This is a genomic window from Ideonella sp. FW305-24, assembly GCF_058788035.1.
Genome location: NZ_JBYTAI010000021.1, coordinates 84,940 through 96,812, shown reverse-complemented (window position 1 = coordinate 96,812; position 11,873 = coordinate 84,940). Strand labels below are relative to the sequence as shown.

The 11,873-nt window shown below is 68.8% G+C and carries 10 protein-coding genes; 7 read left to right on the top strand and 3 right to left on the bottom strand.

Annotated elements, in window-relative coordinates; translation table 11 throughout:
- Positions 1–220 precede the first annotated feature (220 nt).
- The 3 genes from AC3WR5_RS32155 (at position 221) to AC3WR5_RS32145 (ending at position 1,621) form a co-directional block, all read left to right on the top strand.
- Positions 221–466, top strand: a complete 246-nt coding sequence (locus tag AC3WR5_RS32155; protein WP_492489841.1) for a hypothetical protein — start codon at positions 221–223, stop codon at positions 464–466.
- Between the two features lie 35 nt (positions 467–501).
- Positions 502–1,023 carry a GNAT family N-acetyltransferase gene (locus tag AC3WR5_RS32150; protein WP_293192631.1) on the top strand — a complete coding sequence of 174 codons (522 nt, stop codon included), beginning with the start codon at positions 502–504 and terminating at the stop codon, positions 1,021–1,023.
- Positions 1,024–1,189: 166 nt separating this feature from the next.
- A complete protein-coding gene (locus tag AC3WR5_RS32145) occupies positions 1,190–1,621 on the top strand; it encodes a YciI family protein (protein ID WP_492489840.1) in 432 nt (143 codons plus the stop codon).
- Positions 1,622–1,790: 169 nt separating this feature from the next.
- Here the strand turns inward: AC3WR5_RS32145 and AC3WR5_RS32140 are convergent, their stop codons facing one another.
- The gene (locus tag AC3WR5_RS32140; RefSeq protein ID WP_492489839.1) at positions 1,791–3,806 is read right to left on the bottom strand and encodes a M61 family metallopeptidase; all 2,016 of its coding nucleotides are present in this window, start codon (positions 3,804–3,806) and stop codon (positions 1,791–1,793) included.
- A 145-nt stretch (positions 3,807–3,951) separates the two neighbouring features.
- Between AC3WR5_RS32140 and AC3WR5_RS32135 the strand changes: the two genes are divergently transcribed.
- The 4 genes from AC3WR5_RS32135 to AC3WR5_RS32120 all read left to right on the top strand — a co-directional run bounded on the left by AC3WR5_RS32135 (position 3,952) and on the right by AC3WR5_RS32120 (position 8,567).
- A complete protein-coding gene (locus AC3WR5_RS32135; RefSeq protein ID WP_492489838.1) occupies positions 3,952–6,111 on the top strand; it encodes a phosphocholine-specific phospholipase C in 2,160 nt (719 codons plus the stop codon).
- Positions 6,112–6,534: 423 nt separating this feature from the next.
- Positions 6,535–7,947, top strand: a complete 1,413-nt coding sequence (locus tag AC3WR5_RS32130; RefSeq protein ID WP_492489837.1) for an aminotransferase-like domain-containing protein — start codon at positions 6,535–6,537, stop codon at positions 7,945–7,947.
- Positions 7,948–7,983: 36 nt separating this feature from the next.
- Entirely contained in the window at positions 7,984–8,256 is a 273-nt protein-coding gene (locus tag AC3WR5_RS32125) for a YlcI/YnfO family protein (protein ID WP_141290485.1), read from the top strand.
- A complete protein-coding gene (locus AC3WR5_RS32120) occupies positions 8,253–8,567 on the top strand; it encodes a type II toxin-antitoxin system RelE/ParE family toxin (RefSeq protein ID WP_492489836.1) in 315 nt (104 codons plus the stop codon). Before AC3WR5_RS32125 ends, AC3WR5_RS32120 begins: the two co-directional genes overlap by 4 nt.
- 48 nt (positions 8,568–8,615) lie before the next feature.
- On the opposite strand, the gene AC3WR5_RS32115 is transcribed toward AC3WR5_RS32120, so the two are convergent.
- Both AC3WR5_RS32115 and AC3WR5_RS32110 read right to left on the bottom strand, forming a co-directional pair.
- Positions 8,616–11,051, bottom strand: a complete 2,436-nt coding sequence (locus AC3WR5_RS32115; RefSeq protein ID WP_492489835.1) for a hypothetical protein — start codon at positions 11,049–11,051, stop codon at positions 8,616–8,618.
- Positions 11,009–11,803: a hypothetical protein gene (locus AC3WR5_RS32110; RefSeq protein WP_492489834.1), complete on the bottom strand. Its 795-nt coding sequence runs from the start codon at positions 11,801–11,803 to the stop codon at positions 11,009–11,011. The genes AC3WR5_RS32115 and AC3WR5_RS32110 overlap by 43 nt, the downstream gene beginning before the upstream one ends.
- Between the last annotated feature and the right edge of the window lie 70 nt (positions 11,804–11,873).

The following is an 11,873-nucleotide window of genomic DNA, read 5'->3' as shown; positions in this document are numbered from 1 at the left end:
CTCGGGAGATCTGACCATCGGATATCACCCGAAAGTCGTTTCAGGACAACGACTTGGGAGATTTTCAGGGCCGACTAAGTAAGAATATGCCTAACCCTTCGTTCAAGCGGACGCCTGTCGGCGCCGCTTAACTCAAACGTTAGGCGTCACAAATGCACTACGGAGGTTCCGCCGCGAAGGCTGGGGTTCTCTAGGAGCCGCGGGAGCCCTTCTGGGAGCATTGCCAAGCGCGTCTTCCTGGCCGCGCACCCTCGAAGGCTACTCGGCCGGTCAGAACTGGCATGGCAACTACATTGAAACCTATGTCAACGGCACTCCGACCGCGTATGCCTGGCTCACCTACGCCGAAAGCGTCTTGCTGTTCGCGCTGCATGGTTTGGTCGGCGCGCTCGTGTTCTATGGTGTCTGGCGCTCGCGCCAGCGCCCTAACCAATCATTCCAGCCAACCGCCTTCGGCGGCGACTGAATTCGTTAGGCCGCAAAACTAACCAAGGTGCCAGCATGCTCTTCCGAAGAACAGCCGAGACCGAAGACCTGGTGGCACTCACTGCTTTGATTCGTGCCGCCTATGCGCCGCATGCGTTGAAGGGGCTCCGCTATTGGGCAACCCACCAGTCCGTCGAGGACACAGCCAGGCGCCTTTCCCGAGGCGTCGGCTTCGTTGGCGAGGTAGATGGAGAACTGATCGCCACCATCACGCTCAGCAAACCCGACCCCGAGTCCAAGGTTCCGCTCCTGCGCGACGAGTACACGTGGTCGTTCGGTCAGTTTGCCGTCGCGCCAGGACACAAGGGCAAGGGCTACGGAAGGCGCATCCACGATGCTGCATTGCAACATGCCGTTCTCGAGGGTTGCCAAGTCATGGCGCTCCACACAGCCGAGCCTGCTACTGAACTGATCGAGATGTACCGGTCCTGGGGCTATGCTCAGGTCGGCACCTGTGACTGGCGACCACACACGAACTTCTTGAGCGTCCTCATGACGAAGCCCCTCGCCCCTCAGGCAACCAGCAATGCGGCCTGACCCTTCGTCAAGGAGGCGTCCCGCAAGCGGGCCTCCCCTTGCGTTAGGCGTCAGAAGGCACCCTGATCCCAATGACGACGTCGGGCTCACATGTCGAAAATGAGCGCCTCCATTCGTCGTAAAGGTGGAGCGACAACGTTCCGCAACTCTACGTAAGGAGACCGACATGCGATTCATGGTGCTGATCAGGGCTGACCGCAACAGCGAAGCGGGCGTGATGCCCGGCGAACAACTGCTCGCCGAGATGGGCCGGTTCAACGAAGACCTGGTGAAAGCCGGCGTCATGCAGGCCGGCGAAGGACTGCATCCCAGTTCCAAGGGTGCCCGTGTGTACTTCTCAGGTCACGAGCGCAAAGTAGTTGACGGCCCCTTCGCCGAAACAAAGGAGTTGATCGCAGGCTTCTGGATCTGGAAGTGCGCCTCGTTGCAGGAGGCAATCGATTGGGTCAAGCGCTGCCCTAACCCGATGCTGGGCGACTCGGAGATCGAGATACGCCAAGTCTTCGATGCCGAGGACTTCGGCGAGGCCTTCACGCCAGAGTTGCGCGAGCAAGAGGAGAGACTGCGTGCGCAGATCGCCGGGCAGACTGACGCCTAGCCCTTTACAGGGACTTCTCCGCGCGTCGATACCAACCGTTGATTGAGGTGCCTTTCTTGCTCGAAAGCGAATTGCGCTCACTTGGATAAATCATGACGAGAACCGACTGCACATTGAGGCCCGGCCCTGCTGCAGTTGAGCCTGGACCGGGCCTTCCATACAGGGCGCTTCAGCGCGCTGCCAACTCCGCACTCAAGCGATCCACCGTCCCCGCAATGCGCTCCAGCTTCGGATAACGCAGCCCACCCCGGTAGTCGATCTTCACCAGCTTGTAGCGCTCGCCCACCTTCACCAGCAGTTCGATCGGCGCCTGGCCGGTCTTGTTGGCGGTGATGGCGGCGGCCAGGCGCTCGGGTTTCCAGCTCTGCATGCCGACGGCCAGCACCTGCTCGCCCGGCGCCAGGCCTGCCTGGAAGGCCGGGCCGTCCCAGCGCACGCCGCCCACGTTGCCGTCCTTGTCCAGGCGCAGGCCCAGCGAGTAGGAGAGGTCTTGCCCGCCGGATTCGCCGCGGCCGTCGTCGGCCTTGGCGAATTCGCTCTCCTTCTCCTCATAGACCAGGCGCCAGCCGCTGCGGGCCAGGCCGCCCAGCGGCGCGGCATCGGCACCGGTGCGGTCCAGCCGCTCGCGCAGGAAGCGGGCCCAGTCGTGGGGCTGCACGCTGTTGAGGGCCTTGACCACGTCGTCGAAGGCGTAGGTGCGCGGCAGGATGCTGCCGTCCGGCGCATTGGCATGCGCTGCACCGAAGAAGGCGCGTGCGAAGTCGTCCAGCGAGCGCTTGTCGCCGCTCTGCTCGCGGATCAGCATGTCGGCCTCCAGCCAGATCAGCCGGCCTTCCTCGTAGTAGTCGCGGCCGCGCTGCCAGTCGCCCCAGGGCTTGTTGCGGCTCGCTTCCATCGCGCCTTCGTTGGTCGTGTCCTGCAAGGTGCGCCAGCCACGGCCGCCGCGCGCGGCCAGGTCGGCGGCGTTGTGCGCCAGGTTGTCGCGGAACTCGGCCGCTGTCACCAGCCCGCTGCGGGTGGCCAGCACGTGGCCCCAGAACTGGGTCTGGCCTTCGTAGACCCACAGCAGCGAGCCGCGCATCGGCTGGTTGAAGTTGGCGGTCCACAGGTCGTCGGGCCGGCGGAACTTGCCGTTCCACGAGTGGGTGAACTCGTGCGCCAGCAGGTCGCGGCCACGGGCGGCCTTTTCCCAGTCCTTGAAGTAGCCGGGGCGCACGCCGTTTTCGCTGGACTCGTGGTGCTCCAGCCCGATGCCGCCGAACTCCCGGCTTTGCGAGAGCAGGAAGTCGTAGTGGCGCCAGTGGCGAGCGCCGTAGAGCTTGTCGGTCTGCTGCACCAGCTTGCGGTGGGCTTCGATCTGCTCGGGCTTGGCGTCGAGCTGGTCGGCCTCGTCGGCGAACAGGTTCAGCGCCACCGGCTGCGGCGTGCCCGGCGGGTCCAGCTCGATGCGCTTGGCGTGCATGCCGGCGAACAGCGGCGAGTCGACCAGCGTGGTCGCCGAGACGCTGCCAAACGCCATCCAGCCCTGGTCATCGGCCTTGGCCAACTGACCGTCCGCCGCGCGCAGCGCGGTGGCCGCCTGCCAGCCCGTGGGCAGCTTCAGCCGTGGCTGCACACTGATGCCGTCGGTCGCGTGGCCGGCCGGGTACAGCAGCACGGTGTTCCATTGCACGCCCAGCAAGGCCGGCGACATCGACACGCGGCCCTGTTCGGACTTCAGCGGGCTCAGGTGCTGGAAGCGCAGCGTCAGCTGCGAGACGCCGGCCGGCACCTCGATGTGGAAGGCGTTGACCTCCACCGGGTCGCGCTGCCAGGCCAGCGGCTTGTCGCCGGCCGTCACCTGCAGGCCGGCCAACGGGTTCGGGTTGCCCGTCGGCCCGTGGTTGCCGGGCAGCCAGCGCGGGTAGAGCAGCGTCAACCGCCCTGGCGCGACGGGCAGTGTCTCGGTGACCGCCAGCACGCGGTGGTCCAGGTCGGTCGCGTCCACCTCCAGCGTGATGCGCCCCGGGTAAGGCGTGGCCGAGGGCGACGGCAGTGCCGCCACGGGCGCTGCCGGCTGTGGCGGCGGCACGACAGGCTGCGCTGCGCTGAAGCCGGCGTGCAGCAGCGCGGCCAGCAGCAGCGGGCGACAGGCGGCAGGGGCAGCATCGCGGTGGGACGGTCGGGCGGAACGTGCGAATGACACCGGCAACTCTCCAGGAATGAAGCGGCGCACGTTAGCGCAAAGCCCGTGCCTAACTTGTTTCTGTCACCGCCGGTTGCCAAGCTGGGGATGCCGCTGGCCCGGTGGCTCGGCTACTGTGGCCGCACTGATCGAACCGAGGTTTTCCATGAGCGCAGTCGACCGCCGCCAGTTCCTGCAAACCGCCGCGGCCGCTGCCGCCGGTGCCGGTGTGCCCGCCGCCATCGCCCGCGCGCTGGCCATTCCGGCGCACAACGCCACGCGCAGCGTCCAGGACGTGCAGTACGTCGTGATCCTGATGCAGGAAAACCGCTCGTTCGACCACTACTTCGGCCTGCTGCCCGGCGTGCGCGGCTATGGCGACCGCTTCACCATCCCGCTGCCCGGCGGCAAGACGGTCTGGCAGCAGAGCAATGGCGTGCGCACCGTCATGCCGTACCACCTGGACAGCAGCATCGGCAACGCCCAGCGCGACGGCGGCAACCCGCACAGCTGGCATGACGCGCAAGGCGCCTGGGGCGACGGCCGGCTTTCGCACTGGCCGCTGTTCAAGACCAACAACGCCATGGGCTACTACGCCGAGGCCGAGGTGCCGTTCCAGTACGCGCTGGCGAATGCCTTCACCGTCTGCGACGCCTATCACTGCAGCCTGCACGGCGGCACCAACCCGAATCGCCTGTTCCTGTGGACCGGCAGCAATGGCGCGCAGCCCGCTGGCGTGGCGGTCGTCGTCAACGAATGGGACGGCATGGAAGCCCCCACCAGCGGCTACCAGTGGACCACCTACCCCGAGCGGCTGCAGCAGGCCGGTGTGAGCTGGAAGCTCTACCAGAACCTGCCCGACAACTTCACCGACAACCCGTTGGCCGGCTTCGTGCCTTACCGCCAGGCCAACCTGGACGTGGGCAACCAGCCCGACGGCTCGCCCTACCCGGCCTACACCACCGCGATGGACGCGCTGAACCCGCTGGCCAAGGGCACGACCAACACCATGCCCGACGGCGGCTTCCTGCAGGCGCTGCGCGACGACATCGCCGCCGGCGCGCTGCCGCAGGTTTCGTGGATCGTCGCGCCCGCCACCTACTCCGAGCACCCGTCGCCGTCCTGCCCGGCCCAGGGCGCCTGGTACGTGGAAGAGGCGCTGAACGCGCTGACGGCCAACCCGGACGTGTGGAGCAAGACCGTGCTGCTGGTCATGTTCGACGAGAACGACGGCTTCTTCGACCACCTGCCGCCGCCCGGTGCGCCTTCGTTGAACTCGGACGGCAGTGAAGCCGGCGCGTCCACTGTGGACACCAGCGCCGAGCGCTTCACCCAGCCCGCGCCACCGGGCTCCAAAGGCCAGCCCAGGCCCGACAAGGGCGTGTTCGGCATGGGCCCGCGCGTGCCGATGATGGCCATCTCGCCGTGGAGCCGCGGCGGCTGGGTCAACTCGCAAGTGTTTGACCACACCTCCGTGCTGCGCTTCCTCGAAGCCCGCTTCGGCGTGGCCGAGAGCAACATCAGCCCCTGGCGCCGCACCGTGGCCGGTGACCTGATGTCGGTCTTCAACTTCTTCGACCCCAACACCGAGCAGCCGCCGCAGATGACGCTGCTCACCAAGGCCGGCGTGGACGCGCTGCGCGTGCAGCAGGAAGCCCTGCCCAAGGTGCCCGTGCCCAGCGAAGCCTCGCAGACCGCGCCGGTGCAGCCAGCCGGCGTGAAGCCCTCGCGCGCACTGCCGTATGCACTCGCCGTGCAGGCCAGCCTGGTCACCGGCAGCTCGCCCAGCCTGTCGCTGAAATTCGTCAACAACGGCAGCGCCGGCGCTGTGTTCCACGTCTACGACCGCCTGCACCTGACCCGCCGCCCGCGCCGCTACACGGTGGGCGCCGGCCTGTCGCTCTCCGGCAGCTGGCCGCTCGCCAAGGACAAGGGCCAATACGACCTTTGGGTGCTCGGCCCCAACGGCTTCCACCGCCAGTTCAGCGGCACTGCCACGGCCAGCGCCGCCCCGGTCGTCAACGTCAAGGCCAAGCCGCAGGGCCAGTCGCTGCAGGTTCACCTCAGCAACCCCGGCAGCAGCGCCTGCACCGTCGTCGTCCTGCCCCTGGCCTACCGCCAGGACGGCCCCTGGAGCATCTTGCTGCCCGCCGGCGGCGAACAGACCTGGCTGCTGGACCTCAGCAGCGCTCAAGGCTGGTATGACCTGCAGTTCACCGTCAGCGGTCAGCCCGCCAGTACCTGGTCCCGCCGCGCCGCCGGCCGCCTGGAAACCGGCGCGCACAGCATCAGCGATCCGGCGATGGGGGCGTTGACGCTGCGTTGATGGCGGTAACCGGGCTTCGCCAAAGGCAAGCCCATTCGCCGCGACAGCTAGGCTCAAGCGAAGTCGTGGAACGCCCGTCCCTGACGCGTGTGGTCCACTGGCTTCGTCATTTCTTCTTGTTCTTCTTCCCTTGATCGTGGTGCCACTTGATGGCGAAGAACATGCCCGTGCCGAACACGAGAAGCTTGAAGGTCACGAAGACGATGGGGATCCATTCCATGTTTGGGTATTTCCAGGCGATTGCTTGACACTGACCATCTTGAGGATCTGCCAATCTTCATCAGCAGAAGACGGGCAGGAAGACACCATTCGCACAGACCGGATCGGACGCATGACCGGACCCGGCTTTCAGGCCAGACTGTGCCAAAGACCGCACCGAAAGCCCAGGCTCAGAACCTGGGCAAAAAAAGCGGATCAGAGCCCATGAAGCGCTACGAAGCCCTCGCCCATGAGATCGCCGAGTCGATCGCCGCCGGCCAGCTGCGCGTGGGCGAGCGCGTGCCCTCGGTGCGCGAGGCCAGCCGCAGCCGCGGCGTGAGCCCGTCGACGGTGTTCGAGGCCTACTACCTGCTCGAAGCGCGCGGCCTGCTCGAAGCACGGCCGCGCGCGGGGTATTTCGTCAGCGCCGCCGTGGGCCGGCCGATGGAGCCAGAGAGCGCCAGGCCCGCCGTGAGCGATCATCCCGTGGCCATCTCGGAGCTCGTCTTCCAGGTGCTCGGCCACGCCAGGAACCGCACGCTGGTGCCCATGGGCTCGGCCTTCCCGAGCCCCGCGCTGTTCCCGCTGCCCAAGCTGGCCCTGGCCACGGGCAAGGCGCTGCGCCGGCTCGACCCGTGGCGCACGGTCGAGGACCTCTCGCCCGGCAGCGCCGCGCTGCGCCGCCAGATCGGCCTGCGCTACCTCGGCATGGGCTGCGGCGTGGACACGGAAGAACTGGTCATCACCAATGGCGCGATGGAGGCGCTGAACCTCTGCCTGGAGAGCGTGACCCAGCCCGGCGACCTGGTGGCCGTTGAATCGCCGACCTTCTACGCTGCGCTGCAGGCGCTGGAGCGGCGCGGCCTGCGCGCGGTGGAGATCGCCACGCACCCGCGCACCGGCATCGACGTGGCCGCGCTCGCCGCCGTGCTCGCCCAGCATCCCGTCAAGGCCTGCTGGCTGATGCCGAACTTCCAGAATCCGCTCGGCAGCCTGATGCTCGATGGCGCCAAGCAGGCGCTCGTGGCGCTGCTCGCACAGCATCAGCTGCCGCTGATCGAGGACGATGTCTACGGCGAGCTCTACTTCGGCGCGCACAAGCCACGGCCTGCGAAGGCCTGGGATCGCCAGGGACTGGTCATGCACTGCAGTTCGTTTTCGAAGACGCTGGCGCCGGGCTACCGTGTGGGCTGGGTGGCCGCAGGCCGCTTCGCGCGCGAAGTGGCGCAGCGCAAGCTGATGAGCTCCATCGCCGCGCCGCTGCCCTCGCAGGAGGGCTTGAGCGAGTACCTGGAACATGGCGGCTATGACCGCCACCTGCGCCAGCTGCGCGCCACGCTGGCGCGGCATCTGCACGTGGTGCAGCGCGCCATCGCCAAGCACTTCCCCGCTGGCACGCGGGCCACGCAGCCGGAGGGCGGCTACTTCGTGTGGCTGGAGCTGCCACCGCAGGTCGATGCGCTGGCGCTGCACCGGCTGGCGCTGTCGCAGGACATCAGCCTCGCGCCGGGCCAGCTGTTCTCTGCCGACCGGCGCTTCAGGCATCACGTGCGGATCAATTTCGGGCATCCCGATCATCCAGGATTCGAGCAGGCGCTCAAGACGGTCGGGACGATCGCAAGCGCACTGAAGCGATAGCTTGAGCACGTAGTGCGCCCGCACTACACTTCGCGCATGAAAACCGCCGTCATTCCGCAAGTGCGCGTCGAGCCTGAGTTGCGCGCCGATCTCGACGCCGCGCTGCTGCCCGGAGAGACCCTGACCGATTTTGTCGAGACCGCGGTTCGCAACGCCGTCGAATTCCGGCGAATGCAAACGGACTTCGCTGCCCGTTGCGACGCCTCGCTGGCCAACTACGAACGCACCGGGGTTTCCGTCGCGTCGGATGTTGTCCTGTCGAAGCTGGAGGCGAAGGTCGCAGCGCGGGTGAAACAGCTGCGCAAATGACGTTCAAGGTCGAGTTCACCCCCGAGGCGGATGCCGATCTGGATCGTCTTTTTGACTTTCTGCTGGCGCGTGCCGAGACGGTGGAGGAGGCCATGCGCGCTCAAGACGCCATCGAGGTGCTCCGCACGGTTGCCAACACCCACCTCTCGACCACGCCCTACAGCTACCGCAAGGTGGGTGCACGCCCATCGTTGCGCGAACTCATCGTGCCCTTCGGCGCCACTGGATACGTCCTTCGCTTCGACATCCGCACCCCGGAACTGGTCCTCGTGATCGGTGCGCGTCACCAGCGCGAAGAGGACTACCACTGACCCTTGCGGGGGCTGCGGCGCATTGCCGGCTCAGTGTGCATCGCCGGTTCAGTAGTAATACTTCGTCTTCCCCGCCCACTCGCTTTTCGGCCACTGCTTGTGCAGCAGCTGGAAGGCGTCTTTCGAGTCGGTGGCGGGGTTGTCCTTGGGGCGCGGGTGGGCGGGCACGCCGCGGCATTCCATGCGGGTGCTGGCGACGAAGAAGTGCAGGGCTTTGGGGGCTTCGGGGTCTGAGGTGTGGCTGCGGGCCCAGGCGAGCAGCGGGGGGCCGAGGTATTCGCTGCGCAGTGGCAGGGCTTGCAGCTTGGCTTGCTCGGCCCGTGCCGCTTCGCGCTCGGCGGCGCTGAGGAAGGCGGGGCCGGCGAGGTGGGTGGCGTCCGCGGTGGTGTCCGTGTTGGCGTAGGTGATGCAGCCCCAGGACTGCTGCAGGCCCTGGTCGTTGACGAGGGCCGGGTCCAGCTCGGGCGTGTTGGCCCAGATCACGACAGCCGCTTCGCGTTTGGCGGCCGGGCTGTTGGCTGCGGCGTAGCGGTCCCACAGCGCCTTGGTGGTGGTGCGCGGTGCGGCGAGCAGCGGCGCCATCTCGTCGGCGCTGGCCCAGTCGCCCAGCAGCGCCGCACGGGTCCAGATGACCTCGGCCAGGTGGGTGGTTTCGGTGCCCGGCAGCGCCGGGGCGCGCTGGGCCAGCTTCAGGACTGACAGCGGCAGGTTGCGGTAGAGGCGCAGCGGGAAGTCGTCGGCCGGTTGGAACTGCGGAGCTGGCGCTTCAGCCTTTGAGGTGCCTTTTTCGACGGCGCGGTCCGCGTCGATGATGGGCTGCCCTGCTTCCTCGGTCAGCACGCGGCGCGGCACCGCGGCGAGGAAGCCGGCCAGCGTCGGCGCGCTGAGCATCTTCAAGCCCAGCCAGCGGTTGCGTGTGGGCGTGCTCATGGGCTGCTTCGCATCGGCCAGCATCGCGCTGATGCCGGCATCGGCCGCGGCGCCCTGGCCTTGCTCGATCTGCAGCCGCGCCAGGTGGTAGCGCAGGTGCTGGTACAGCGGCGAGCTGGCCGGCACGGCGAGGGCTGCGCGCTGTTCGGCTTCGGTCAGCACACGCTCGGGCGGAACGCCGGCACCGGCCGGCCGCGCCAGCGCCAGCAGCGGCGCGAGCCACAGGCCGGCGGGAGCCTTGCTGTCCTTGGCCACTGCCTGGCGGGCCAGATTGGCGGCCAGGCGCTGCAGCGCGCCGCCTTCCAGCGCGCCGCGCGCCGCGGCCTCGCGTTCGGTGGCCGGGTCCCCGGCCGGCTGCGGGGAGATCGCGTCCACGCCGGTGCGGCTGTCCTGGCTGGCCTGCATCAGGCCGATCCATCGGGTCATGGCGTCGGGTGACTCGGCCAGTTGCTGCGGCGTGAGCCCGTCCAGCAGGCGCAGGTAGTCGCCCAGCGCGGCGGCGGTCTGCCGGTTGACCGGTGCGCCGGACAGTTGCTGGGACAGCTCCTGCGCGCGCTCGCGCGGCCGCAGCCGCGCGTCGACCCAGCCGACCAGCGCGGCAGCGGCCGGCTGCGTGGGCGCGAGCGCCAGCAGCTCCTGGCGCGCGGTGGCCAGCGGCTGGCGCCAGCCGGTCTCGCTGCGGTCGGGCTGCTTGTCTGCCCCGGTGGCCAGCGTGGCCTGGCGCACCAGCGCGCGCGCCGCGAGGTAGGCGCCCAGCGGCTGCCAGGGCGAGGCGCCGTCCTTGGCGATGGCCTGGAAACCGGCGCGCGCGGCCGGGTACTGGCCGGCGTAGAACTGTGCGGCGGCGAGTTGATAGGCACGGTCCTTCGCGAGCCACGCGGGTGCGCCGTTGGCCAGCGCTGCCGGCAGGCGCGGCGGCGGCGCGGGCTGGCCGGGGCGGGCATCGTCCGGCGAGCAGTTGGCAAAGACCTGGTCCTGCTGGGCCAGCCAGGCGCTGCCCCAGGCTGGCCAATCCGGCAGGCGGCGGCGCTCGGACAGGGTCTGTGTCGCACGGGCAAAAGCGTCGGCCGGGCAGTTCAGGTAGCTGCTCCAGTCCTCGGTGCTGCGCTCGGCGCCGATAGGGGCTGGCGGGGCTGGCCGGCTCGCCGCAGGCAACGCGGCAGCGGCCGCGTCCCGCGCTGCCTGCCAGCCCTTGAGCATGCTCTGCGGGTCGTCCGTCTCCACCGAAATGCCATGCGACCAAGGGCCCACGCGCCACTCGTTCAGGTCCAGCGCCTTGACCTCCTCGGCGCTCAGCGGGTGGCCGTTCGCGGCCCGCCAGGCCAGGAACAGGAAGACGCGCCAATGGCTGCCCGGCAGCACGCCCGACCGGCCGGCCGCAAACGCCGGCAGCTCGCTGGCCGGCACGTGCCACTCGGGGGTCAGCGGGCTTTCGCCAAAGCCGTCGCCACCGCTGGCGTGGGCCGCGGTGGCGCAGAGCAGCGCGGCTGCAAGGGCCAGGTGGCGCAGCGTCAGGTGGGGTCGAGCGGCGCGGCGGCGGGCAGTTGTTGCCATTGTTCTTGCGTCCATGAACGGGGAGAGAAGTAGTAGCGCCGCGGGGTGCGCAGCGCGGGCATCGGCTCGTCGGTCGCGCTGCCGGCGGCGGCCTGGCAGCGGGCGCGCGGGAACTGGCCGCGGCGGGCCAGCAGCGCACGGATCTCGGCGTCGTCGCCAGCCATGCGGAAGGCCATCGGCACGATCTCGTCGGCGGCGGCGTGGGCCAGCCAGGCGTCGCCAGCGCACCAGGAGGCCAGTGCAGTCATCGACAAGGCCACGTCCGGTGGCAGCCGGCGGCGCAGCTGGCTGACGACCTCGGCCAGGAACGGGCGCTGCGAGCGGCCGATCTCGAAGTCCAGCTGCAGCACCTTGGCCGCGGTGCTGCGCTGCAGGTCCAGCGCTTCTTGAATGACACGTTCGCGCTGCTCGTCACTGAAGCGCGGCGGGCGGCGCCAGATCAGGTCCACGTGCAGCACCGGCACCAGCACCGTGCCGGGCGAGACCTGCAGCGCCTGCGCGCGTGGCCGCACGAGGGTGTGCCGGCCGTCCAGCTCGATGGTGCGTGCCAGCCAGGCCACGCCGGTGTCTGCCGGCAGTCCGCGCAGGTCCTCCGGCCGCTCCCAGGCCCACAGCATGCGCGGCGGCAGCGTGGCCAGAGCGGGGTGCAGGTGGCGCGGCCCGCTGCTGGCCGGCAGGCACAACAGCAGCGGCAGCAACACCAGCGCCAGCCCTGGCCGCACGAGCAAGGCGAGGGGCGTGCGGGGCGACATGGCGGGCACTATATCGATGCGATTCGACGTCGCGCTTTGGTCACGGCGTTGTCACGCCAATGGCATGCGG

Excerpts from the sequence above, each read along its gene's own strand:
- AC3WR5_RS32150 (WP_293192631.1), top strand. The coding sequence starts at position 502 with ATGCTCTTCCGAAGAACAGCCGAGACCGAAGACCTGGTGGCACTCACT.
- AC3WR5_RS32145 (WP_492489840.1), top strand. The coding sequence starts at position 1,190 with ATGCGATTCATGGTGCTGATCAGGGCTGACCGCAACAGCGAAGCGGGC.
- AC3WR5_RS32135 (WP_492489838.1), top strand. The coding sequence starts at position 3,952 with ATGAGCGCAGTCGACCGCCGCCAGTTCCTGCAAACCGCCGCGGCCGCT.
- AC3WR5_RS32130 (WP_492489837.1), top strand. The coding sequence starts at position 6,535 with ATGAAGCGCTACGAAGCCCTCGCCCATGAGATCGCCGAGTCGATCGCC.
- AC3WR5_RS32125 (WP_141290485.1), top strand. The coding sequence starts at position 7,984 with ATGAAAACCGCCGTCATTCCGCAAGTGCGCGTCGAGCCTGAGTTGCGC.
- AC3WR5_RS32120 (WP_492489836.1), top strand. The coding sequence starts at position 8,253 with ATGACGTTCAAGGTCGAGTTCACCCCCGAGGCGGATGCCGATCTGGAT.
- AC3WR5_RS32115 (WP_492489835.1), bottom strand. The coding sequence starts at position 11,051 with ATGGCAACAACTGCCCGCCGCCGCGCCGCTCGACCCCACCTGACGCTG.
- AC3WR5_RS32110 (WP_492489834.1), bottom strand. The coding sequence starts at position 11,803 with ATGTCGCCCCGCACGCCCCTCGCCTTGCTCGTGCGGCCAGGGCTGGCG.